Consider the following 22,794-nt stretch of genomic DNA (forward strand, 5'->3'; position numbering starts at 1 on the left):
CCGAACTGCTCGTCACGCACGGTTCTTTTAGGCGTTTAGACTTGGACCAGCACAGGGCTGCCAAGGGCCTCCTGGCGCCGGCTGCGTGACCGGCGGACAGGACCGTGCCGGATCCCACAACTTGCGACGCCTCGCGAAGCGCGCCCCTCGTTGGATCAGGCTGTGCAATGATATAGCCAAGGTTGCAGCATCTGTCAAGAACAAAGTGAGAACATACCATCGCTCTTACCCTCCGGCCTCATCCTGAGGAGGTCACGTCAGTGACCTCCTCAGGATGAGGCCGGAGGGTTTGGGAGAGAAGACGTGGATGGCCGCCGCCTGTTCGGGAGGGGGAGAGACGGGGCGTTCTTCCAAGCGCGCCGGCCGGGACGTCCCTGATTACCCCTCCGCACGCTTCTCCGCCGTGCCTACGGCCAGCGCCATCGCCAACGCGAACGAAGCGGAGAGCGACCGGAAGGCGCCGAAATCCGCCTCCGCGACCTCGAGCCAGACATCGGCATTGGTCACGAGCGGGCTGAAGGCCGAATCCGTGATGGCCACCACCGGCACGTCGCGCTGCGCGGCCGCCGCCGCGAGTTCGGCCGTCACGGGCGCATAGGGCGTGAAGCTGATGGCGAGCACCGCGTCGCGCTTGGACGCGATGGCGAGCTGCTCGGGGCCGAGCTGGCCCACATGGTCGATGAGGATGGCGCGCACGCCGAGCTTGCCGAAGGCATAGGCGCAATAGGCGATGACCGGGAACACTCGCCGGGCGCCGAGGAGATAGATCGTATCGGCCTTCGCCAGGGTTTCGATGGCACGGGACAATTCCTCGGGACGCACCGAAGCCTGCATCCGCTCCAGGGAAACGGCGGCCGCATGGGTGAATCCTTCGAGCAGGGACACGGCGTGAACGTGATGCCCCTCGGCATCGCGCAGAACCTTCAGGCGCTCGCGGTAGTCCGGGAAGCGCTCCCGCAGGCGATCGCGAAAAATCTGCTGCAGGTGGGAGAAGCCGTCATAGCCGAGGCTCTTGGCGAAGCGCACCAAGGTTGAAGGCTGCACCCCGGCGTGCTCGGCAATTCCCGCTACTGTACCGAAAGCCATGTCCTCGGGATGTTCGAGCGCGAAGGCGGCGATCTGCTTTAGTCGCTTCGGCATCGCCTCGCGGCGGCGGAGCAGGAGCGTGCGAAGACTATCAAAATCCTCGGGAATGTCCGTCACGACCGCTTCCGCGCTGCCCATGCTGTCCTCTGTCTCCACGGCCGGCCTCAGATATCAGATCGGCCTTGACCCGATCCTACAAAAATGGAATAAAAATTCCAATATAGAAACAAAAAGGTTCTGACGTTCCGTTTAGTCAGGCGGACGATCGGATCGGCAGAGGGAACGCTGTAAAGACGGTGATTCGCCTTTCGGCTCATTTGTTTCTCTCTGCCCTTTGAGGCAAGCGGCAAGGCCGCGGCGTTCGCCGCAGCGCACAGGCGTTGCGACGCGCGCGTGAGAATCATCTGGGAGGAAGAGCATGAAAGCGTTTGTTACCGGTCTGGCCGCGGCAGCGGCCCTGACTCTTGCCACCGCCGCTCCGGTCGCGGCGCAGCAGAATACCCGCATCATCGTCGTCAGCCACGGGCAGGCCAACGATCCGTTCTGGTCGGTGGTCAAAAATGGCGTGGCGGCGGGCGGCCAGGACATGAAGGTCCAGGTCGATTACCGGGCGCCCGAGACCTTCGACATGGTCGCCATGAGCCAGCTCATCGACGCGGCCGTGAACCAGAAGCCGGCCGGCCTGATCGTCTCGATTCCCGATGCCTCGGCGCTCGGCCCGTCGATCCAGAAGGCGGTGGCCGCCGGCATTCCGGTGATCTCCATGAATTCCGGCTCCGACGTGTCGAAGAAGCTCGGCGCGCTGCTCCATGTAGGCCAGGACGAGGTCGTGGCCGGGCGCATCGCCGGCGCCAAGCTCAAGGAGATGGGCGGCAAGGTCGGCCTGTGCGTCAATCAGGAGGTCGGCAACGTGTCGCTCGACCTGCGCTGCAAGGGCTTCACGGAAGGCTTCGGCGGCAAGGTGACGGTGCTGCCGGTCACGAACGATCCGGCCGATGTGCGCGCCAAGGTGAAAGCGGCAGTTGCCGCCGATGGATCGGTCGATACGATCCTGGCGCTCGGCGCAGGCACGGCGGGCGAGCCCTCGGTTGCCGCCGTGAAGGAGTCCGGCAAGACAGGCGCCATCCGCGTCGCCACGTTCGACATGTCGGCCGGCTTCCTCAAGTCGGTGGCGAACGGCGAGGCGGTGTTTGCCATTGACCAGCAGCAATATCTCCAGGGTTACCTGCCGGTGGTGTTCCTGGCCAATTACGCCAAGTACGGCCTGATGCCCGGCGGCGACGTGGCCTCGGGCCCGAACCTGATCACCAAGGAAAAGGCCAGTCAGGTGATCGATCTGTCGGCCAAGGGCATTCGCTAGGATAATAACCGAGCCCGCGACCATGCCGGTCGCGGGCTCCTTCATTGATACATTCATTCGGGGAGGCTCCCATGGTGAATACCACCCAGCCGACCGCAAACCTGTCTCCGGCTCCCGTCGAAAAGATCCAGGACGAGCGCCTGCGCGAGGTCTCCCTCCTCACCAAGATCATGCGGCGGCCCGAACTCGGGGCTCTTGCCGGCCTCGTCCTCGTGACGATCTTTTTTCTCTCCACCGCCGATGCGTCCATGTTCACGCTGGCGGGCATCATGAACATCCTCTCGCCCGCGTCGCAGCTCGGCATCCTTGCCATCGCGGCGGCCCTGCTGATGATCGGCGGCGAGTTCGATCTCTCCATCGGCTCGATGGTGGCCTTCACCGGTCTCGTCTTCGGCGCCTTCATCACGATCAGCGGCTGGCCGCTCCTGGTTGCCATCGCGGCGACCTTGGTCGTGGCGGCCGTGCTCGGCGCGTTGAACGGCCAGATGGTGATCCGCACGCGACTCCCATCCTTTATCGTCACGCTCGCCTTCCTGTTCATCCTGCGCGGCCTCTCCCTCGTCGGGCTGAAATGGGCCACCGGCGGCTCGACGCAGATGCGCGGCATCGGCGATCAGGCAGGCGAGGGCCTCGTCCGCGAACTCTTCTCGGGCGTTGCCTTCGAGGGTGTGTTCTCTTGGCTTGCGGCGCACGACATCATCGCCAAGTTCCCGAATGGCACGCCGACCGTGACGGGAATGCCGATCTCCATCGTCTGGTTCATTCTCTTCGCGCTCGTCGCGACTTGGCTTCTCCTGCGCACGCGCGCCGGCAACTGGATCTTCGCGGCCGGCGGCGACGCCAATGCGGCGCGCAATTCCGGCGTGCCGGTGGACCGGGTCAAGACCAGTCTCTTCATGCTCACCGCCTGTGCGGCGGCGCTGGTCGCCATCCTGACCGTGCTCGATGCGGGCTCGACGGATGCGCGGCGCGGCTTCCAGAAGGAGTTCGAGGCCATCATCGCGGCGGTGATCGGCGGCTGCCTGCTCACCGGCGGCTACGGCTCGGCCATCGGCGCGTTCTTCGGCGCCATCATCTTCGGCATGGTGTCCATCGGGCTCACCTATACGCGGTTCGATTCCGACTGGTTCCAGGTCTTCCTCGGCGCCATGCTGCTGCTCGCGGTGCTGTTCAACAACTTCATCCGGCGCAAAGTGACGGGAGAACGCTGATGGACACCGAAACGCCTCTCATCGACATCCGCAACCTCGTCAAGCATTTCGGCTCGGTCATCGCGCTCTCGGGCGTGTCGCTTGTCGTGCATCGCGGCGAGGTCATGTGCCTGCTCGGCGACAACGGCGCCGGCAAGTCGACGCTGATCAAGACCCTGGCCGGTGTGCACAGGCCGACATCGGGCGAGTTCTTCGTGGAAGGCCAGCCGGTCGCCTTCACCAGCCCGCGCGATGCGCTCGATGCGGGCATCGCGACGGTCTATCAGGACCTCGCGATGATCCCGCTCATGTCGGTCACGCGCAACTTCTTCATGGGCCGCGAGCCGGTGAAGGGGATCTGGCCGTTCCGCAACGTCGATTTCGACCATTGCGACGACGTCACCCGCGAGGAGATGCACAAGATCGGCATCGACGTGCGCGATCCGCATCAGGCGGTGGGCACGCTCTCCGGCGGCGAGCGTCAATGCGTGGCGATCGCCCGCGCGGTTTATTTCGGTGCCAAGGTCCTGATCCTCGACGAGCCGACTTCCGCGCTCGGCGTGGCGCAGACCTCCATGGTGCTGAAATACATCCACCAGGTTCGGCAGAAGGGCCTCGGCGTGATCTTCATCACGCACAACGTGCGCCACGCCTATGCGGTGGGCGACCGCTTCACGGTGCTCAACCGCGGCAAGACCCTGGGCACCTACAAGAAATCCGCGATCCAGATCGAAGAGCTGCAGAACCTCATGGCCGGCGGCAAGGAATTGCAGGCCGTGTCGGAGGAACTCGGCGGGATGGTGTAGTCGTCGCCTCACTTCTCTCGACCTCATCCTGAGGAGCAGGCGAAGTCTGCGTCTCGAAGGAGCCTCCAGTGCTCTCTGGATCCTCCTTCGAGACGGTCGCTGCGCGACCTCCTCAGGATGAGGTCGAGAATTTTGTTCATCGTATGAGGAACCCAACGCATGACTTCACTCGGCATCGGCCTCATCGGCACCGGCTATATGGGCAAGTGCCACGCGCTGGCCTGGAACGCCGTCGCCGCCGTCTTCGGTGACGTTCCTCGCCCACGCCTTGCGGTGTTGGCCGAAGCCTCTCAGAACCTCGCAGAGCGCAAAGCGCAGGAACTCGGCTTTGCGCGCGCGACCGGCGACTGGCGCTCCCTCGTCACGGATCCCGACGTCGATGTGGTGTCGATCACCACGCCCAATGCCTTCCATCCCGACATGGCGATTGCAGCTCTGGAGGCAGGCAAGCATGTCTGGTGCGAGAAACCGATGGCGACGCGCCTGCCTGATGCGGTGCGGATGCTCGCCGCCGCCCGCGCCTCGGGCAAGGTCGCGGCGCTTGGCTACAACTACATCCAGAACCCCATCGTGCGCCTGATCCGCCACCTGATCGACGAGGATCGCACCGGCACGGTCAATCATGTCCGCATCGAGATGGACGAGGACTTCATGGCGGATCCGGAGGAGCTCTTCACCTGGAAGAGCGAGGCAACCTCCGGCCATGGGGCGCTCGATGATTTTGGTGTCCATCCCTTGAGCCTGATCTGGGCCCTCTTCGGCGGTGTGCGGCGCGTCTGCGGTCACATGGCCAAGCCCTACCCGGATCGCCCGCTAAAGAACGGCGGCCGTCGTGCGGTCGAAACCTATGACATCGCCACCACGCTGATCGAGCTCGAGAACGGCGCATCGGGCTTGATCGCGCTCAATCGCTCGGCCTGGGGCCGCAAGGGGCGCATCTTCCTTCAGCTCTTCGGCTCGAAGGGCAGCATCGTGTACGACCAGGAGCGGATGAACGAGGTCCAGCTCTACACGGCCGACGGAGGGAAGGAGACGCAAGGGTTCCGCACCATTCTCGCTTCCCCGCATCATCCGCCTTATGACAAATTCATTCCCGCGCCGGGGCATGGGCTCGGCTTCAACGACCTGAAGATCGTCGAGTGCCGCGAACTGATCCGCCGCATCCATGGCGATGCCGCTCATCTGATCACGTTCGAGGACGGCATTCGCATCGAGCGGACGGTGGATGCGATTGCGAGAAGCGCGCATGAGGGGCGGTGGGTGGAGGTGTGACCATCCCGCGTGATCCCGGATCTTCGCTGCGCTGCGTCCGGGATGACAGCATGTGTATGCTGTTAAGCCGCGTGCGCCTTCAGCACCTCGAGAAAAGCGTCCGCATAGCGGTCGAGCTTGGCCTGCCCCACGCCGTGGACTTCGCCGAAGGCGCGCACGGTGGTCGGGCGCTTGGCCGCCATGTCGATGAGGCTGCGGTCGGAGAAGATCACGTAGGCCGGCACGCTCTCTTCTTTGGCAAGGCGCGTGCGCAGCCCTTTCAGGTCGAGGAGCAGAGGATCGTCGGACGGGACCACCGATTCCGCTTCCATGCGGCTGCGCCTGCGGCGGCGCTCGGAGGGCTTCATGAGAACGTCGGAGCGCAGTTCGATCCGCTCCTGTCCCTTGAGGACGGCGACGCCCTTATCGGTGAGCGTCCAGCGGCCGTATTCCGCCAGTTCCAGGCCGACGAGGCCGGCCGCATAGATCTGCCGCAGGAGCGAGCGCCATTCGGTCTTCGAGCGGTCGTTGCCCACGCCGAAGGTCTTCAGCTTGTCGTGGCCGAAGCGGCGGATGGAATCGGTCTCCTCGCCCACGAGGATGCTGATGAGATGTTCGGTGCCGAAACGCTCGCCGGTGCGCACGATGGCCGAGAGAAGCTTCTGCGCCTCGATGGTGCCGTCGAAGGACATGACGCCGTCGATGCACAGGTCGCAGTTCCCGCACGGTTCGGTGCTCTCGCCGAAATAGGCGAGCAGGGTCTGGCGGCGGCAGCGCGGGGCCTCGCACAGTGCCACGAGCGCATTGAGGCGCTGGCGCTCCACGCGCTTCTGCTCGTCGGAAGCCTCGCTCTGCTCGATCTGCAACCGGCGCAGGCGCATGTCGTCGAGGCCATAGAGCGTGAGCGTGTCGGCGGGGGCGCCGTCGCGGCCCGCGCGGCCGATCTCCTGGTAGTAGGCCTCGATGGATTTCGGCAGGGCCGCATGGGCGACGAATCGCACGTCGGGCTTGTCGATCCCCATGCCGAAGGCGACGGTCGCCACCATCACCACCCCGTCCTCCTGCAGGAAGATGTCCTGGTTCTTGGCGCGCTCCGCTTGAGGCATGCCCGCATGATAGGGCATGGCACGGTAGCCGGCCTGGCTCAAGGAATCCGCGAGCTTCTCGGTAGCGTCGCGCGATGAGCAATAGACGATGCCGCTCTCGTGCCGGTGCTTGTCGAGGAAGGAGAAGAGCTGGCGCCGCGAATGCTCCTTCGCCTGCATGGCCAGGCGCAGGTTCGGCCGGTCGAAGCCATGGATGAAGAGGCGCGGCTCCTCCTCGAAGAGGCGATGCATGATGTCGCCGCGCGTCGCCACATCGGCGGTCGCGGTGAGCGCGATGGTCTGCACGTTGCCCAGCCGCTGGCGCACCTCGCCGAGCATGGCGTATTCGGGCCGGAAGTCGTGACCCCATTGCGAGACGCAATGGGCCTCGTCGATGGCGAGCATGTTCACGCCGGCCCGCCCGAGCCATTCGGTCGTGCCGGTATTCGCCAGCCGTTCCGGTGAGGCGTAGAGAAGGCGCATCCGCCCCTCGCGCACCGCGTCCACCACGCGGCGGTTCTCGTCCGAATCGTTGGCGGAGTTGAGACTGCCCGCCTCGACGCCGAAATGGCGTAGAGCCGCCACCTGATCGCGCATGAGGGCGATGAGGGGTGAGACCACGACGGTCAGGCCTTCGCGGGCCAGCGTCGGCAGCTGATAGCACAGGGACTTGCCGGCGCCGGTCGGCATGACGGCGAGAACGTTCTCGCCGGCCAGCACCGCGCGCACGATCTCCTCCTGTCCTTCGCGAAAGGAGGGGAAGCCGAAAACGTCGTGGAGAATCTGAGCGGGGTCGATCACGGATGCCGTGTGGCCGATGACGGATTCAAGGTCAATGCGTCATCGGGAATCTGCCACGAGGCCAGCACCCCTCTTGCTGCGGCGATCCCGGTGGCGAAGGTCGCCTGGAGCAGGTAGCCGCCGGTCGGTGCTTCCCAGTCCAGCATCTCGCCGGCCAGAAACACGCCCGGCATCCGTTTGAGCATCAGGTGGTCGTCCAGTTCCGTGAACGGCACGCCCCCGGCGCTGGAGATGGCGCGGTCCAGGGATTTCATGCCCGTCAGCGTCAGGGGCACGGCCTTGATCAGGCGGGCAAGGGTATCGGGTTCGGCGGGAAGGGACGGCGAGGCCTCCCGGAGCAGGGCGATCCCGACGGGGCTGAGACCGGCGCTCTTGCGCAGGAACGTGGAGGCGGACTGGCCCTTTCGCGGAGCGCTCAGGCGCTTGGCGAGGGCGTCCTCGGACAGATCCGGCCGCAGGTCCAGATGCAGCGTGGCGCTGCCTGTCCGGTCGATGGCGTCGCGAAGCACGGACGAAAGAGCATAGACCGCTCCGCCCTCGATCCCGTCCGCCGTCACGATGGCCTCGCCCTTCACGGTTCGGCCCTCGAAGGTCAGGGCGATTCGCTTGAGGGGCTCACCTTCGAAGCGGCTGCGCATGATCTCCGACCAGGGAAGAGTGAAACCCATATTGGCGGGCCGCAGGGGCAAAACCGCGATGCCGCGTTGAGCGAGAAGCTCCGCCCAGCTCCCATCGGAACCGAGCCGGGGCCAGCTCGCGCCGCCGAGCGCCAGGATGGCGGCAGCGGGCTTGGCCCGAACCGGCTGGCCGGTCGGGTCGGTGAAGATCAGGTGGCCGTCCTCGTCCCAGCCCTGCCAGCGATGGCGGAGCGCGAAGCGGACGCCGAGATTCTCGAGCCGGGACAGCCAAGCCCGCAGGAGGGGAGAGGCCTTGAAGGCGCGGGGGAAGACGCGCCCGCTCGAGCCCACGAAGGTCTCCTGCCCAAGCCCCTCGCACCAGGCGCGCAGATCCTCGGGACGGAAAGCCTCGATGAATGGACGCAACCGAGGCTGGGCCTCAGCATAGCGGGCGACGAAGCGCTCGAACTCTTCCGAATGGGTCAGGTTCAGGCCGCCTCGTCCCGCCATGAGGAGCTTTCGCCCGACCGACTGCATCCGGTCGTAGACGGTGACCGTGAGGCCCGCGCGCGCCAGCACCTCCGCGGCGATCAGGCCGGCGGGCCCGCCGCCGACGATGGCGACTTCGAGAGAGGAGGAGGATGAGGACATGCGGTCAGCTGACGCGGGAGGGTGTGGAATCTGGACCCTCACGCTTCAACATGGCATTCAGCGTCATCGGGTTCATGGCTTGAAGCACATGAACGCCACAGGCTGTTTTTGCAAGGGGAGCGGCGCTCGAACGCCGCCCGAAGGGGATTTTCGATGCGTGCTCTTTTGATCTCGGGCCTGGTTGCCCTGGGGCTGGCCGGCTGCGCGGGCGATCTGGCCCTCACCCCCAAGGATACCGTCCTGGCGAGTTCCACGCGCGACGCCACCGAGGCTGCCCGGCTGATCTCGGCCTACCGGGTGTCGAAGGGCCTGAGCCCGGTGAGCGTGGACTCGACCCTGAACAAGGCCGCCGAACATCAGGCCCGGACCGTGGCGGCGGCAGGCCAGCTCAGCCATGGCAGCTTCGTCAGCCGCATGAACGAGTACGGCGTCATCGGCTATTCGGCCGAGAACCTTTCGGCCGGGTCCGACACGGTGGACGGCGCCATCGGCCGCTGGAAGGCCTCGCCCGGCCACAACAGCAATCTCCTGATGCCCCAGGCCCGCAAGATCGGGCTCGCCCGCGCCGATGCGAACAACCGCTACGGCCGCTACTGGGCGCTCGTTCTCGGGCAATAACCTGGGCACTAATGACAGCGCAGCGCGTTAGGATAGACATTCCTCTCCTTCGCGTTTCGCATGACCCACCAACAGATGCTCTCCTTCGCCATCGTCGCCGGGATGATGGCGCTCTTCGTTTGGGGCCGCTTCCGCTACGATCTCGTCGCCGTCCTGTCGCTGCTGGTGGCCGTGCTCGTCGGCATCGTCCCACCCGACAAGGCCTTCGAGGGCTTCAGCGACGACATCGTCATCATCGTGGCGAGCGCGCTTCTGGTCAGCGCCGCGGTCGCGAAGTCGGGGATCCTCGAGGCCGGGCTCAACCGGGTCGGGCCGTATCTGCGCACCACGCAGATCCAGGTCATCGTTCTGGTCGGCGTGGTGACGGTTCTCTCGGCCTTCGTGAAGAATATCGGCGCCCTGGCGATGATGATTCCCGTCGCGTTCCAGATCGCCCGGCGCACGAACACGCCGCCTTCGAGCTTTCTCATGCCGATGGCCTTCGGGTCGCTTCTCGGCGGCATCGTCACCCTGGTCGGAACCTCGCCCAACATCATCGTCTCGCGCATGCGGCAGGAGCTTCTGGGCCAGCCCTTCGGCATGTTCGACTTCACACCGGTCGGAATCGGCATTGCACTTGCGGGCATCGTGTTCCTGGCCTTCGGCTACCGCCTGCTGCCGCAGGGCCGCAAGGGAGCCGCATCCCTCGATGCGGCGCTCGACATCAAGGATTACGTGACCGAGGCACGCGTCACGCCTGAATCCGAAGTGGCCGGCCAGACGGTGGCGGATCTTCGCAGGCTCGCCAATGGGGAGGTGAAGGTCGCGGCCATCATCCGCCACGAGACCCGCAGTTCCTCTCCTCTCCCGGATGCCCTGATCCAGGCCAACGATGTGCTGATGCTCGAGGGCGAGCCGGATGCGCTTGAGAGCACCGTCGCGCGGGCGGGCTTGAGGCTCAGCCGCGAACACCGGCTGCCCGAGGTCGATGAGGCCACGGACGAGATCGGCGTCATCGAGGCTATCGTCGGGCCGAGTTCCGTCATGAGCGGCCTTTCGGCCGAGCGGATCGGTCTCTACGAGCGGTTCGGCGTCAATCTCATTGCGGTCAGTCGCAGCGGCGAACGGTTCAAGGAACGGCTGCGCACCATTTCACTCCGTGCGGGCGACGTCATCGTGCTGCAGGGTAACCTCAAGCGGCTCCCCGACACCCTGCGCGATCTCGGCTGCCTGCCGCTGGCGGAACGGGAAATCCGGCTCGGCAGCGCGCGCAGAAGCCTCCTGCCGGCGGCGATTCTCGCCGGTACCATGATCCTGGTCGCCTTCAACATCCTGCCGGTCGCCATCGCGTTCTTCGGCGCGGGCGTACTGCTCGTGCTCTTCGGGTCGCTGACCCTGCGCGAGGCCTACGAGACCATCGAATGGCCCATCATTGTCATGCTCGGGGCGCTGATCCCGGTCAGCGAATCGATCCGGACGACGGGCGGGACGGACCTGATCGCCGGCTGGCTCTCGTCGGCCGCCAGCATGCTGCCGCCGACAGGGGCTCTCGTGCTCATCATGGTGGCGGCCATGGCCGTGACGCCGTTCCTCAACAATGCCGCGACGGTGCTGGTGATGGCCCCTATCGCGGCGAGCTTCGCCACCCAGCTCGGCTACAAGCCCGATGCCTTCCTCATGGCAGTGGCCATCGGGGCAGCTTGCGATTTCCTCACGCCCATCGGGCACCAGTGCAACACGCTGGTGATGGGGCCGGGCGGCTATCGGTTCGGCGATTACTGGCGGCTGGGTCTGCCGCTGTCGATCCTGGTGGTGGTGGTCGGCGTCCCGCTTATTATGCTGGTCTGGCCGTTGCAGTGAACTCGATCAGCGCAGGATGGCCGTCAACAGCAGGGTCGTGCCGGCCACCGACGACGACAGGGCGACGATCATGGCCCAGAAATGGAGCCGGTCCCGCTCCTCCTGGTTGAGCAGGGGGCGATAGCGCGAATCCGAGCGGCCGAAGATGAAGCTGGCGTTCCGGGCCGGTCGGGGATCATGGGGCAGCACGCAGAAGCTCGACCGCACCGTCTGAGGACGGGCGCTGTAGGTCGATTCGCGGGAGAGCGGCTGGGTCATGGTTGGGGCGCTACACGGGGCTGGATTGCGAGCGCGAGGTTCGCTCCGAAGCCGTGAAGGAGTGGTAAAGGTGCGAGGGGACTTTCCGCCATCGTAAACCAAACCTTTCCCACCTCGGGATTTTTGCTGTGGATTGTCGGATTGTGGCTAGGGCTGTCGGTCTAACGTCAATGCCCTAACAAAACGTTATGGCATATCTATGAAGTGAACGATCCGGAATTGCGAACCGGAAGGATTTTCACGCGATAAGGTCCGTTTCGGCTGCCTGGAATTGGGCCGGGGCGATTGGCTGACGTGCCGACGCAATAGGGTGGTACGCCATCTCGCGACCACAGAAAACGGGTCGTCCGGCGACCTGCTTTGTGTCATCCCGCTGCGCGAGTTCCGGAAACGACATGATGGCACAAGCATCCATTCAGAAGACCATGAACGCATCCGATTGGGCGCTGCTGGGGATCCTCTCCGTGGTCTGGGGCGGTTCCTTCCTCTTCATCGGGGTCGCCGTTCGCGAATTGCCGCCCCTGACCATCGTGGCGCTGCGGGTCGTGACGGCGGCCTCGGCACTCCTTCTCGTCTTGAGGCTCATAGGCGTGGATCTGCCGCGCAGCCGTCAGGCCTGGGCCGCCTTTCTCGGCATGTCGATCCTCAACAACGTCATCCCGTTCACCCTCATCGTCTGGGGACAGGGCCACATCGCCAGCGGCCTCGCGTCCATTCTCAATGCGACGACGCCGCTCTTCACCGTCATCGTGGCGAATTACCTCACGGACGATGAGCGCCTGACGGGCCAGCGGCTCGCCGGCGTGGTCGTCGGCTTCATCGGCGTCGCCGTGATGATCGGGGCCGCGGCCTTCGTCTCCCTGGATGCAAGCATTCTCGCGCAGCTCGCCGTTCTCGGCGCGGCTCTGTCCTATGGGTTCGCCGGGGTCTTCGGGCGGCGCTTCAAAACCATGGGTATCCCGCCGCTCGCCACGGCGACCGGTCAGGTCACGGTCTCGAGTGCGCTTCTTCTCCCCACTGCGCTGATCGTCGACCGGCCCTGGACATTGGCGATGCCGAGCACAGGGGCGATCCTGTCCCTCGCGGCTCTCGGCCTCGTCTCGACGGCGTTCGCCTACCTGATCTTCTTCCGTTTGCTCGCGCGGGCCGGCGCCACCAATGTGGGCCTCGTGACCTTCCTCATCCCGGTCAGCGCCATCCTGCTCGGCGTGCTCGTCCTCGGCGAGACATTGGCCGTCCGGCACATGGTCGGGATGGTCCTGATCGGAGCAGGGCTCATCCTGATCGATGGACGTCTCGTCTCGGCGTTGAGCATATGGGTCAGCGCGAAGCGCCCGGCTCCGCGCGGAAACGGTTGAACATCATGTCGGGCGCGCTGGTGTTGTGGCGGGATGGGACGAGCCGTCCCATCCAAGCATCGGTCACCTTGGATCCTTGAAAGTTCATGATCGGCTCCTCGCGCCAGGAGCGGGCCTTCTCCTCACGCACGGCGATACGCGCCACATCCGCGTTGAACTCTGTCACGTACATGGAGCGAAGACCCGCGAAGGGCAGGCCGGAGACGCCTTGATCGAAAGCGACGTCCAGGGTCATGCGCTCCTCGTTGAGAGCCTTGACGGCGACAATTGCCTTGCCGCCCTTTGCCAGGGTCAGCGTGAAGGTCATGGTCTTCGGGTCGAAGGCGACGTCCTTTAGGTTCACCACGGGCCGCTGGTCGAACTCCACCGGGCCGACCAGGAACGAGGAGCCGTAGGAGGTCCAGTCCAGATGCTCGGGCGGGAGCGGCTTGATGCGCCAATAGCCGTCGCCCGGATAGATCACGAGCACTTCCACCGCCTTGTCGCCGCGCTTCTTCAGCAGCTGCAGAAGATGGATCTTGTGCGCGACCTTGTCGCCGATGGTCACCGTGACGTCGCCCGGGCGCCAGAACGCGGTGAAGGACAGGCCCATGATCCGGACATTGCCATCCTCATACAGGGTCGACATGGTCGGGTGCGGCTTGGCCGAGGTTTCCTCGGAGATGTCCTCGCAGGCCGTCCAGTCCGGCTTCCAGCGATCCTGGCGCAGGGAACCCAGATAGGCCGGATGCACGGCCTCGATCTGGAAATGTTTCACCTCCGGCGAGGCGAAGTTGATCGCCACATTGTCCTTTTCGGCGCAGAGCACCGGCTCGCTCGTATTCGTGACGTCCACGGCCAGGCCGTCGAGGGTGGCAGCGGTGGCCGTCGAGGCGAGGCCGAGAAATCCAAAGGCGAAAAGCCAGGACAGGAAAGAGGGCATCGTCAGGTGTCTTTACGGAAGCTGAAGCACAGGGAAGCGCCAGAGATAGCGCGCTCCGACTATGCCGTCGAGCCAGGAGGGCTTTGCAGGGGAGCCTGTTGATTCGGTATGGCAGCCATCGCATGTATGGGGTTAGGGATCGGAGAGGCCTGTGGTAGGGTGAAAATCGTCCTGAAGCCCCTCGTCTCCCGCCAGATCTGAGGCTGTTTGCCCGAGTATGCAAGAATGCGCCTGACCCTAAGCCTGTCCGACAATCCTGCCACGACCTCGGTCGAGCGGGCCATCATGGAGTTTCGCAGCGCCCGCCCCGTGGTGATCGACGGAGCGGAGGGCAGCGCGCTCGTGGTCGGCGTCGAGGACCTAGACCAAGCCATAGGTGCCGAGATCGAGACCGTAGCAGGCGGTCGCGCCCATCTCGTCCTGCCGGCCGCGAGGCTTCGCCGCCTCGGCCTCGAGCGCGGGGTTCCCGGCCGGGTGGCCCTGCCGGTGGTGGACCGCACCCGGGTGGAAGCCTTGGCGCTCAAGGTCGACGGGCGCATCGACGCGCCGGTCCGTCCGGCCGACGAGCTTGACGGGGAGGCCCTGGAACTGGCCCGCCTGTCCCTCGTGCTGCCGGCCGTCATCGTCGTGCCGCTGGCGAAGGGCGTCGAAATAGCTCCTTCCATCATCAGGGTGTCAGGCGAGGCTATCCGGGGCTACCGCCGCGCCAAGGCAATCGATCTGAAGATCGTCAGCCGGGCGCCGGTGCCGCTGGAGGGGGCTCCGACCAGCGAATTCGTGGTGTTCCGCGGCGGCGAGGGTTTGCGCGACCAAGTGGCGATCGTCGTCGGCAAGCCGGATCTCTCGAAGCCCGTGACCGTGCGGCTGCATTCGGCCTGCCTGACGGGCGATCTCTTCGGCAGCCTCAAATGCGATTGCGGCGACCAGCTGCGCGAGACCGTACGCTTCATGGCCCAGAGCGAAGGCGGGATCCTGCTCTATCTCGACCAGGAGGGGCGCGGGAACGGCATTGCCAACAAGATCCGGGCCTATAAGCTCCAGTCGCAAGGGTACGACACTTACGATGCCGATGAGGTCTTGGGCTTCGAGGCCGATCAGCGCCGCTTCGATTTCGCCGCCGTGATGCTCAAGGAGCTGGGAGTGGGCAAGGTCCGGCTCATGACCAACAACCCCGAGAAGATCGGGGCGCTGGCGCAGGCCGGCCTCGAGGTCATCTCCGATCACCGGGTGCTGGGTCGTCCGACGGCGGAGAACGTTAGTTATCTGGCGGCCAAGCGGGATCGTGCCGGCCATTACATCGACCTTGAGGGCATGCTCGCCTGCTCGAACAAGGATTAGCGGTTAGAACCGCGATATACCACTCAAGTTCATATTGTCGCATGAGAACAATGTTCTAGCTTTCCATGAGGCGGAAAGACCTCTCCGGCCCGACCGCTATGCCATGCATGCCAGCTTGCGCTGGCCGGTTGAGGGGGAAAGCTCATGTGGAGCCAAGTCTATAATCCATTTGGCAACGCCACGTTGTCGACTATAGCGGCCGCCGTTCCAGTCATTCTGCTCTTGGTGATGATCGCTTCCGGCAAGGTGAAGGCGCACATTGCCGCCGTCATCGCACTTCTTGCGGCGATTGCGGTCTCGATCTTTCTGTTCACCATGCCCGCCGGGCTTGCCACGCGCGCTGCCTTGTTCGGCGTTGCAACCGGCATGTTCCCAATCGGCTGGATCATTCTGAACGTCATATTTCTCTATCGGCTGACGGTGGAGAGGGGATATTTCGCCACGCTTCAGCAATCGGTCGGTAGCATCACGACGGACCGACGCCTTCAATTGCTGCTTGTCGCCTTCGCCTTCGGGGCCTTCTTTGAAGGCGCAGGCGGCTTCGGCACGCCGGTTGCCGTCACGGGCGCCATCCTCATTGGCCTCGGCTTCTCGCCGCTGGCGGCCTCCGGTCTCTCGCTGATCGCCAACACCGCTCCGGTCGCCTTCGGCGCCCTTGGCGCGCCGATCCAGGGCCTTGCTTCCGTGACCGGCTTCGACCCTTACGTCCTCGGTGCCATGGTCGGCCGTCAGCTGCCCTTCTTCTCACTCATCGTGCCGTTCTGGCTTATCGCGGTATTTGCGGGGTTCCGCGGCATGATGCAGATCTGGCCTGCGATCCTGGTGTGCGGTATCTCATTCGCGATTCCACAATTCCTGATCTCGAATTACATCAATCCCTGGATTGTCGACATCGGCGCATCCCTGATCTGCATGGCGTGTCTCGTCGGCTTCATGCGGATCTGGCATCCGAAGGAGATTTGGACCTCGCCAGCCCTGCGCACGCGCGATGATTCGGTGGGAACCCTGACCCAGCCTGCTCCCTTGGGCGCCGCTACGCCCAACATGACCCCTCAAGTAGATCGCGGAGAGGTTCTCCGTGCCTGGATCCCGTGGATCATCCTGTCGGTGATCGTCGCCATCTGGGGCACAGGCTGGTTCAAGGCGCTCGTCAACCCGATCTTCACCTGGAATTACCCGGTTCCGGGCCTGCACAACATGGTGCAGAAGGTTGCGCCCATCGTGGCGAATCCGACGGCGGAGCCCGCCGTCTTCGCCTTCACCTACATGTCCTACACGGGCACGGGCGTGCTGATCGCGGCCATCATCGCCGGCTTCGTCATGGGGTTCTCGCCCCTGCGGCTGATCACGGCCTGGTTCGAAACGATCTGGGTGCTGCGCTACTCGCTCATCACCATCGCGGCGATGCTCGCCATCGGTACGCTGACGCGCTTCTCGGGCGTCGACGCGACGCTCGGCCTCGCCTTTGCCGGAACCGGCATCCTCTACCCGTTCTTCGGAACCTTGCTCGGCTGGCTCGGCGTGGCGCTGACCGGGTCCGATACCGCGTCCAACGTGCTGTTCGGCGGCTTGCAGAAGATCACGTCGGAGCAGCTCGGATTGCCTCCCATCCTCATGGCGGCGGCGAATTCCTCGGGCGGCGTGATGGGCAAGATGATCGACGCGCAATCCATCGTCGTGGCCTCCACGGCGACGAACTGGTTCGGCCATGAGGGAAGCATCCTGCGCTTCGTGTTCTGGCACTCCATCGTGCTCGCCTGCCTGGTCGGCGGCCTCGTGATGCTTCAGGCTTATGTCTCGCCGTTCACGAACATGGTCCTGCACTGACGCAAGACACAAAAAAGCCGCCGCCGGAGAGATCCGGCGGCGGCTTTTTGTTGAATGGGTTTTATCGTGCCGGCATGCCAGTTTCGACGATCTTAGCCCAGAGCGAAACGCCGTAGGGGCTCGCCTCGTCGTTGAAATCGTAGGCCGGGTGATGGACGCCCGCCGTATCGCCGTTGCCGAGGAAGATATAGGCGCCCGGGCGCTCCTCCAGCATGTAGGAGAAATCCTCCGCGCCCATGAGCGGGAGCACCGTGGTGTCGACGGCATTCTCGCCCGCGACGGCGCGCGCGACATTGGCCATGAACTCCGTCTTGTCCGGGTCGTTCATGGTCACCGGATAGCCGCGGTCATACTCGACGTTGGCCTTCGCGCCGAAGGCGGCGCAGACATTCTCCACGATGGCGCGGATGCGGTCCTCGGCGAGATCGCGCACCGCCGGAGAGAGCGTGCGCACGGTGCCGAGCAGGGTGGCCGTCTGGGGAATCACATTGAAGGCTTCGCCCGCTTTCACGGTGCAGACGGAGACCACCACGGAATCCAGCGGATCGGCGCTGCGCGACGCGATGGTCTGCAGGGCCGTGATGATGTGGGCCGAGATGACGACCGGGTCGATGCAGTCGTGCGGGCGCGCCGCGTGTCCGCCCTTGCCCTCGATCCGGATCGTGAACCGGTCGGCCGCGGCCATCATCGCGCCGGGCCGAATGGCGAACTGGCCCACGGGAATACCCGGCATGTTGTGCATGCCGTAGACCTCGTGCACGCCGAAGCGCTCCAGCAGGCCGTCCTTGAGCATCTCGTTGGCACCGCCGCCGCCTTCCTCTGCCGGCTGGAAGATCACCACCGCCGTGCCGTCGAAGTTGCGCGTCTCGGCCAGGTATTTCGCCGCCCCGAGCAGCATCGCCGTGTGGCCGTCATGGCCGCAGGCGTGCATCTTGCCCGGCACCTTCGACTTGTGGGGAACGTCGGTCGCCTCCTCGATGGGAAGCGCGTCCATGTCGGCGCGAAGCCCGATGACCCTGCCGGAATTATTCGTCCGGCCCTTGATCACGCCGACGACCCCGGTCCGCCCGAGGCCGGTCACGACCTCGTCGCAGCCGAAGCTCTTCAGCTTCTCGGCCACGATGCCGGCCGTGCGATGCACGTCGAACAGCAGCTCCGGGTTTTCATGGAAGTCGCGGCGCCAGGTGGTGATTTCATCGGCGAGATCGGCGACGCGGTTGATGATCGGCATGTCGTTCCTCGGGGTCAAGAATCCGGAAGGCGCCAGCCAAGCAGACGCGATGCCCTTCCGTCAATCCTTCTCCAAGAGGAAGAATGAGGTCGTTACAGGGTGCGGTGCAGAACGGCCTTGGGACGCTTCGTGCGGAACTGGCCGCGTTCGATGGCGACGAAGATCAGCACCAGGACCAGGAGCGCCGTGAACCACCAGACCTGCGTGGTGCCGATGCCGAGGCAGCCCAGGGCATAGGTGCAGGCGAATGCGGCCATGATGCTCGGCGCCACGGTGGCCCGATGGCTCTCTGCGCCGACGACGATCTGATACAGCAGAACGCTGCCGGCCACGGCCCCCACGAGCCCGAGCTCGAACCAGATCTCGAACAGCAGCGTGGACGGAGCACTCGGCGGCATCAATCCGAAGAAGCGCCCGCGCAGGCCGGTCTCCAGGCCGTGCCCGGTCAGGAGCCGCAGCGGCTCGTCGAGAATGACGTTGCGCCACGCCTCGAGGCCAAGCGTTGCCGGCGAGCCCGGTCCGAGCAGTTCCGCCGCCAGGGGCTTCAGGATAAAGGGCAAGATCGGGGCGAACAGCAGCAGGCCCGCCATGACGAAACCGGTCAGGCGAGCGCCGAGGACCGGGTTCCAGGCCGTGACGACGAAGACGATGGCGCCTGCGGCCAGACCGTAGAGGGGCAGACCGTCGCGGGTGAGGAGGGAGCAGACGGCCACGGCCAGTGCGAGGCCCAGGGCCTCCAGGTTGCGCCCCCGGGAATGGAGCCACGCGATGGCGGGCCAGAGCAGCAGGACGAGCATGAGCATGCCACGCTCCAGGCTCAGGCCCCCGGGATCGAAGCGGCTGCCCCCGGTGAGCGTCAGGGCGATGGCGATCACGGCCGCGAGGCCGACGCCCACGGGGAGAAGATAGAGGTTGGCCGAGCGCATCCGCTCGGGAATGGCGAGATATCCGCCCAGTCCCATGAGGGTCATGCCGACGATGTTGAAGAGCCGCTCGGACGCCTGCGGCAGGAACGGGGTCCAGGTCAGGGACAGCCCGGCCCAGAGCAGCAGGACGAGCCCCGCGATGCCCCCGGGCGAGGTGGCAAGGGTGATCAGCTTGTCCCAGGCGTTTCTGGCGCTCCCCTCGAGCACCGAGGCAAGGACGAGCAGAATGACCGCCAGGGGGGCCATCACGACCAAGGCGCGCCGCGTGAACAGGGCCGCCAGGGGGACGGCGAAGAACAGGAGCGCGAAGCCGAGGCGCCGCAGCATGGCGGCGGCATCGGCAGACGGATTGGCCGCTTGGGCAACGGGGCGGATCATGCGGTCAGGCAATCGACGGTTGAGCATTCAGGAGTGGAAAGCCTAATGGACGAGATTGCGAAAAGCTGTAGGTGCGATGCAACACACGCCTTTCTTCGTCTCGCCCCCAGGAGGGGTATAGTCCTCCTTTGCCCTCGCGGCCTCGTGCCGGTGATCCCGAAACGGGAAAACGGTGGGCTTTTTCCAATCGACACGGCCGCCCCCGGATCAAGTCCGGGGATGACCATAACAGGTTGAATGATCGGCCTTCAGCCTCTCTGTCCGCGGAGGAAGTTGATGATTCCCGAAAAATCGGCGCCTCCATGCCCGGCATTGTTGAACAGGGCATAGAGCTGTGCCGCCTCCGCGCCCAAGGGAGTCGAGGCTCCGGACGCGAGGGCGGCCTCCTGGGCCAGCTTCAGGTCCTTGAGCATCAGGGCCGCGGCGAAGCCCGGCTTGTAGCCGTTATTGGCCGGGGAGGTCGGCACCGGACCCGGTACGGGGCAATAGGTGGTGAGCGACCAGCACTGGCCCGACGACGTGGACGCCACGTCGAAGAGTGCCTGATGCGACAGGCCGAGCTTCTCGGCCAGGACGAAGGCTTCCGCCACGCCGATCATCGAGATGCCGAGGATCATGTTGTTGCAGATCTTCGCTGCCTGGCCTGCGCCCGCCTCGCCGCAATGGACGACCTTCTTGCCCATCCTGGACAGGATCGGCTCGGCCCGGTCGAAGGCGTTCTTCTCGCCACCGGCCATGAAGGTGAGCGTGGCGCCCTGCGCGCCGCCGACGCCGCCCGACACCGGGGCGTCTAGGCTCGCCAGATTGCGCCCCTGCTCGCGCGCCATCGCATGCGCCTTGCGGGCGCTGTCCACATCGATGGTCGAGCAATCCATCAGGAGTGTGCCTTCCTTCACCGCGGGGAGGATGTCGGCCCAGACCGAGAGCACGTGCTTGCCGGCCGGCAGCATGGTGACGACGATCTCCGCGTCCCGCACCGCATCGACGGTCGATGCTGCGACGCTCACGCCGTCGCTCCGCGCCTGATCGCAGGAGGCGGGCGACAGGTCGAAGCCGGTGACACTGTGGCCGGCCTTGACGAGATTGGCCGCCATGGGGCCGCCCATGTTGCCGAGGCCGATGAAGGCGATGCTGGTCATGAGAATCCTCCCGTGTTGTCGTTCGATGTTTTTATGAGGGCCGCCGTCACGCGCCGCGCGCTCTCCAGAGTGATCCCGCCAATGCAAACCCGTAGAACCACAGCATGAGCGAACCGAAGACCTTGTCGAGGGTAGGATCGAGCTGCGGGAAGAACACGGCGAAATGGGACCCGACAGCCGCCATGATGAGCATGCCCGGGACCGCCATCATTGCCATGGCATGAACGGCTGCTTTCGCCGGTACGCGCAGGATCGATGGGGTCAACAGGCCGAGCGCGAGACCAAGCGCCCCTCCAACCGTGAAGTTGAGCTGGAACGGCCGGCGCCCTTCGAGGAAGAACCATGGGCCGGCGACATGGAACAGCGCGAAGATGACGGCAGCGAGGCCGAAGCCGAGACCGAGCGATCTGAAAGCCATGTTCATTGTACCCGACCTCATCCTGAGGAGCAGACGCAGTCTGCGTCTCGAAGGATCGTCCAGAGAGCACTGGAGACGCCCTCGTCCTTCGAGACGCTTCGCTCCTCAGGATGAGGGCTCCGGTGCAGCGCCCGGTTTTCACATTCATCGATTGCCGCGTCCCACCAGATCGCGCGCCACGATCAGCCGCATGATCTCGTTGGTGCCCTCCAGAATCTGGTGCACGCGCAGGTCACGCACGATCTTCTCGATGCCGTAATCGGCGAGATAGCCGTAGCCGCCATGGAGCTGCAGCGCGTCGTTCGCCACCTGGAAGCCCACGTCGGTCGCCATACGCTTGGCCATGGCGCAGAGCTTCGTGGCGTCGAGTGCCTTGGCATCGAGTGCCGAGGCTGCGCGCCACAGGAAGGTGCGCGCCGCTTCGAGTTCGGTCGCCATGTCGGCAAGCTTGAACTGCAGCGCCTGGAACTCCGCGATGCGCTTGCCGAAGGCCTTGCGATCGTTGGCATAAGCGAGCGCCTTGTCGAGCGCGGCTTGAGCGCCGCCGAGCGAGCAGGCGCCGATATTGATGCGCCCGCCGTCGAGGCCCGACATGGCGATCTTGAAGCCCTGGCCCTCCTCCGAGAGCCGGTTGGCGACAGGCACGCGCACGTCCTCGAAGATCACGGCGGCGGTGGGCTGCGCGTTCCAGCCCATCTTCTTCTCCTGCGCGCCGAAGGACACGCCTTTCATGCCCTTCTCGATCACCAGGGTCGAGATGCCGGAGGGACCTTCCTCGCCAGTACGGACCATGGTCACGTAGATGTCCGAGGTGCCCGCACCCGAGATGAACTGCTTCACGCCGTTGACGACGTAATGGTCGCCGTCGCGCACGGCCCTGGTCTTGAGCGCTGCCGCGTCCGAGCCCGAGCCCGGCTCCGTCAGGCAGTAGCTCGCGATCAGCTCCATGGTGACGAGGCGCGGGATATAGCGCTGGCGCTGCTCCTCCGAGCCGTAGCGGTCGATCATCCAGGTCGCCATGTTATGGATCGACAGGTACGCCGAGACCGCCGGGCAGCCGGTGGCGAGCGCCTCGAAGATGAGCGCCGCATCGAGCCGCGTCATGCCCGATCCGCCCACGTCGTCGCGGGTGTAGATCGCCGCCATGCCGAGGCTCGCCGCCTCCCGCATCACGTCCACGGGAAAATGCTTCTTCTCGTCCCATTCGAGGGCATGGGGGGCGAGATTGTCCGCCGCGAAGGCAAGGGCCATGTCGCGGACGGCGATTTGGTCTTCGGTGAGGGAGAACTGGGTCATGGCCTCAATCGTCATATCAGAGGGGTTTTGGGCAACCGTGACTTTCGATCTAGGGCGGGGACAGTATGTATCACCTCTCAGCGTCTCAGTTTTAGCCTAACCGCCTGGATCTCTAATAAATTCTTCGCCCTCTGGTGCCGGCACAAAAGTCCAATTTCGAATACGAGATCCATTATCAGAGGGGGATTCTTTAAAAGTGAAAGTTCCTAAATAAAACAGGTCGTCAAAGTAATGAGACTCTGTCAGTCCGCCTAGGCTCAGGACTCGTTAATTGAGGTAGAAGGCGACGGCAGCCGCGATGCAAATGGCTGAGAAGAAGGTGTGGGCGCAGCGGTCGTAGCGGGTGGCGATCCGGCGCCAGTCCTTGAGCTTGGCGAACATGTTCTCAACCTTATGCCG

At 64.9% G+C, this 22,794-nt stretch carries 19 protein-coding genes and 1 pseudogene; 9 read left to right on the plus strand and 11 right to left on the minus strand.

Annotation, left to right across the window (positions count from 1 at the left end; translation table 11 throughout):
- Positions 1–378: 378 nt before the first annotated feature.
- A complete protein-coding gene (locus tag AB4097_RS18065; RefSeq protein WP_442042078.1) occupies positions 379–1,224 on the minus strand; it encodes a MurR/RpiR family transcriptional regulator in 846 nt (281 codons plus the stop codon).
- Positions 1,225–1,504: 280 nt separating this feature from the next.
- Between AB4097_RS18065 and AB4097_RS18070 the strand changes: the two genes are divergently transcribed.
- The 4 genes from AB4097_RS18070 to AB4097_RS18085 all read left to right on the plus strand — a co-directional run bounded on the left by AB4097_RS18070 (position 1,505) and on the right by AB4097_RS18085 (position 5,714).
- Complete coding sequence (locus AB4097_RS18070) at positions 1,505–2,446, plus strand: sugar ABC transporter substrate-binding protein (RefSeq protein WP_442042080.1); 942 nt, start codon at positions 1,505–1,507, stop codon at positions 2,444–2,446.
- A 71-nt stretch (positions 2,447–2,517) separates the two neighbouring features.
- A complete protein-coding gene (locus AB4097_RS18075; RefSeq protein WP_442042082.1) occupies positions 2,518–3,657 on the plus strand; it encodes an ABC transporter permease in 1,140 nt (379 codons plus the stop codon).
- Entirely contained in the window at positions 3,657–4,442 is a 786-nt protein-coding gene (locus AB4097_RS18080) for an ATP-binding cassette domain-containing protein (protein ID WP_442042084.1), read from the plus strand. The genes AB4097_RS18075 and AB4097_RS18080 overlap by 1 nt, the downstream gene beginning before the upstream one ends.
- 159 nt (positions 4,443–4,601) lie before the next feature.
- Positions 4,602–5,714 (plus strand): Gfo/Idh/MocA family protein, encoded by a 1,113-nt coding sequence (locus AB4097_RS18085; protein WP_442042086.1) that lies wholly within the window; start codon positions 4,602–4,604, stop codon positions 5,712–5,714.
- 62 nt (positions 5,715–5,776) lie between these two features.
- Here AB4097_RS18085 and recQ read toward each other — a convergent pair whose 3' ends face one another.
- Together recQ and AB4097_RS18095 are read right to left on the minus strand one after the other, a co-directional pair.
- Positions 5,777–7,579 carry a DNA helicase RecQ gene (recQ, locus tag AB4097_RS18090; RefSeq protein WP_442042088.1) on the minus strand — a complete coding sequence of 601 codons (1,803 nt, stop codon included), beginning with the start codon at positions 7,577–7,579 and terminating at the stop codon, positions 5,777–5,779.
- Positions 7,576–8,847, minus strand: coding sequence for an NAD(P)/FAD-dependent oxidoreductase (locus tag AB4097_RS18095; protein WP_442042090.1), 1,272 nt, complete (start codon positions 8,845–8,847; stop codon positions 7,576–7,578). The genes recQ and AB4097_RS18095 overlap by 4 nt, the downstream gene beginning before the upstream one ends.
- 153 nt (positions 8,848–9,000) lie before the next feature.
- On the opposite strand from AB4097_RS18095, the gene AB4097_RS18100 reads away from it, so the two are divergent.
- Both AB4097_RS18100 and AB4097_RS18105 read left to right on the plus strand, forming a co-directional pair.
- Complete coding sequence (locus tag AB4097_RS18100) at positions 9,001–9,465, plus strand: CAP domain-containing protein (RefSeq protein WP_442042092.1); 465 nt, start codon at positions 9,001–9,003, stop codon at positions 9,463–9,465.
- 60 nt (positions 9,466–9,525) lie between these two features.
- Positions 9,526–11,304, plus strand: a complete 1,779-nt coding sequence (locus tag AB4097_RS18105) for an SLC13 family permease (protein ID WP_442042094.1) — start codon at positions 9,526–9,528, stop codon at positions 11,302–11,304.
- Between the two features lie 6 nt (positions 11,305–11,310).
- Here the strand turns inward: AB4097_RS18105 and AB4097_RS18110 are convergent, their stop codons facing one another.
- Entirely contained in the window at positions 11,311–11,562 is a 252-nt protein-coding gene (locus tag AB4097_RS18110) for a hypothetical protein (RefSeq protein WP_442042096.1), read from the minus strand.
- A 398-nt stretch (positions 11,563–11,960) separates the two neighbouring features.
- Between AB4097_RS18110 and AB4097_RS18115 the strand changes: the two genes are divergently transcribed.
- Positions 11,961–12,920: a DMT family transporter gene (locus AB4097_RS18115; RefSeq protein ID WP_442042098.1), complete on the plus strand. Its 960-nt coding sequence runs from the start codon at positions 11,961–11,963 to the stop codon at positions 12,918–12,920.
- Here the strand turns inward: AB4097_RS18115 and AB4097_RS18120 are convergent.
- Positions 12,883–13,842 (minus strand): hypothetical protein, encoded by a 960-nt coding sequence (locus tag AB4097_RS18120; protein ID WP_442042100.1) that lies wholly within the window; start codon positions 13,840–13,842, stop codon positions 12,883–12,885. The genes AB4097_RS18115 and AB4097_RS18120 overlap by 38 nt on opposite strands.
- A 225-nt stretch (positions 13,843–14,067) precedes the next feature.
- Between AB4097_RS18120 and ribA the strand changes: the two genes are divergently transcribed.
- Together ribA and AB4097_RS18130 are read left to right on the plus strand one after the other, a co-directional pair.
- Positions 14,068–15,180: a GTP cyclohydrolase II RibA gene (ribA, locus tag AB4097_RS18125; protein WP_442042102.1), complete on the plus strand. Its 1,113-nt coding sequence runs from the start codon at positions 14,068–14,070 to the stop codon at positions 15,178–15,180.
- A gap of 144 nt (positions 15,181–15,324) precedes the next feature.
- Positions 15,325–17,007, plus strand: a complete 1,683-nt coding sequence (locus AB4097_RS18130; protein WP_442042104.1) for an L-lactate permease — start codon at positions 15,325–15,327, stop codon at positions 17,005–17,007.
- Between the two features lie 61 nt (positions 17,008–17,068).
- On the opposite strand, the gene AB4097_RS18135 is transcribed toward AB4097_RS18130, so the two are convergent.
- The 6 genes and pseudogenes from AB4097_RS18135 to AB4097_RS18160 form a co-directional block, all read right to left on the minus strand.
- Positions 17,069–18,238 carry a M20 aminoacylase family protein gene (locus AB4097_RS18135; RefSeq protein ID WP_442042106.1) on the minus strand — a complete coding sequence of 390 codons (1,170 nt, stop codon included), beginning with the start codon at positions 18,236–18,238 and terminating at the stop codon, positions 17,069–17,071.
- 92 nt (positions 18,239–18,330) lie between these two features.
- A complete protein-coding gene (locus tag AB4097_RS18140; RefSeq protein WP_442042108.1) occupies positions 18,331–19,542 on the minus strand; it encodes a peptide ABC transporter permease in 1,212 nt (403 codons plus the stop codon).
- A 248-nt stretch (positions 19,543–19,790) separates the two neighbouring features.
- The gene (gene mmsB, locus AB4097_RS18145) at positions 19,791–20,681 is read right to left on the minus strand and encodes a 3-hydroxyisobutyrate dehydrogenase (protein ID WP_442042110.1); all 891 of its coding nucleotides are present in this window, start codon (positions 20,679–20,681) and stop codon (positions 19,791–19,793) included.
- 46 nt (positions 20,682–20,727) lie between these two features.
- The gene (locus AB4097_RS18150; RefSeq protein ID WP_442042112.1) at positions 20,728–21,099 is read right to left on the minus strand and encodes a DUF5367 family protein; all 372 of its coding nucleotides are present in this window, start codon (positions 21,097–21,099) and stop codon (positions 20,728–20,730) included.
- A 144-nt stretch (positions 21,100–21,243) separates the two neighbouring features.
- Positions 21,244–22,395, minus strand: coding sequence for an isobutyryl-CoA dehydrogenase (locus AB4097_RS18155; RefSeq protein WP_442042114.1), 1,152 nt, complete (start codon positions 22,393–22,395; stop codon positions 21,244–21,246).
- Between the two features lie 267 nt (positions 22,396–22,662).
- A pseudogene (locus tag AB4097_RS18160) lies at positions 22,663–22,794 on the minus strand (IS5/IS1182 family transposase); the annotation flags it as partial.

The organism is Microvirga sp. 2MCAF35 (assembly GCF_052115545.1).
Taxonomy (GTDB): domain Bacteria; phylum Pseudomonadota; class Alphaproteobacteria; order Rhizobiales; family Beijerinckiaceae; genus Microvirga.

Coding starts and splice junctions, on each gene's coding strand:
- AB4097_RS18065 (WP_442042078.1), bottom strand. CDS start 1,224: ATGGGCAGCGCGGAAGCGGTCGTGACGGACATTCCCGAGGATTTTGAT.
- AB4097_RS18070 (WP_442042080.1), top strand. CDS start 1,505: ATGAAAGCGTTTGTTACCGGTCTGGCCGCGGCAGCGGCCCTGACTCTT.
- AB4097_RS18075 (WP_442042082.1), top strand. CDS start 2,518: ATGGTGAATACCACCCAGCCGACCGCAAACCTGTCTCCGGCTCCCGTC.
- AB4097_RS18080 (WP_442042084.1), top strand. CDS start 3,657: ATGGACACCGAAACGCCTCTCATCGACATCCGCAACCTCGTCAAGCAT.
- AB4097_RS18085 (WP_442042086.1), top strand. CDS start 4,602: ATGACTTCACTCGGCATCGGCCTCATCGGCACCGGCTATATGGGCAAG.
- AB4097_RS18095 (WP_442042090.1), bottom strand. CDS start 8,847: ATGTCCTCATCCTCCTCCTCTCTCGAAGTCGCCATCGTCGGCGGCGGG.
- AB4097_RS18100 (WP_442042092.1), top strand. CDS start 9,001: ATGCGTGCTCTTTTGATCTCGGGCCTGGTTGCCCTGGGGCTGGCCGGC.
- AB4097_RS18105 (WP_442042094.1), top strand. CDS start 9,526: ATGACCCACCAACAGATGCTCTCCTTCGCCATCGTCGCCGGGATGATG.
- AB4097_RS18110 (WP_442042096.1), bottom strand. CDS start 11,562: ATGACCCAGCCGCTCTCCCGCGAATCGACCTACAGCGCCCGTCCTCAG.
- AB4097_RS18115 (WP_442042098.1), top strand. CDS start 11,961: ATGGCACAAGCATCCATTCAGAAGACCATGAACGCATCCGATTGGGCG.
- AB4097_RS18120 (WP_442042100.1), bottom strand. CDS start 13,842: ATGCCCTCTTTCCTGTCCTGGCTTTTCGCCTTTGGATTTCTCGGCCTC.
- ribA (WP_442042102.1), top strand. CDS start 14,068: ATGCGCCTGACCCTAAGCCTGTCCGACAATCCTGCCACGACCTCGGTC.
- AB4097_RS18130 (WP_442042104.1), top strand. CDS start 15,325: ATGTGGAGCCAAGTCTATAATCCATTTGGCAACGCCACGTTGTCGACT.
- AB4097_RS18135 (WP_442042106.1), bottom strand. CDS start 18,238: ATGCCGATCATCAACCGCGTCGCCGATCTCGCCGATGAAATCACCACC.
- AB4097_RS18140 (WP_442042108.1), bottom strand. CDS start 19,542: ATGATCCGCCCCGTTGCCCAAGCGGCCAATCCGTCTGCCGATGCCGCC.
- mmsB (WP_442042110.1), bottom strand. CDS start 20,681: ATGACCAGCATCGCCTTCATCGGCCTCGGCAACATGGGCGGCCCCATG.
- AB4097_RS18150 (WP_442042112.1), bottom strand. CDS start 21,099: ATGGCTTTCAGATCGCTCGGTCTCGGCTTCGGCCTCGCTGCCGTCATC.
- AB4097_RS18155 (WP_442042114.1), bottom strand. CDS start 22,395: ATGACCCAGTTCTCCCTCACCGAAGACCAAATCGCCGTCCGCGACATG.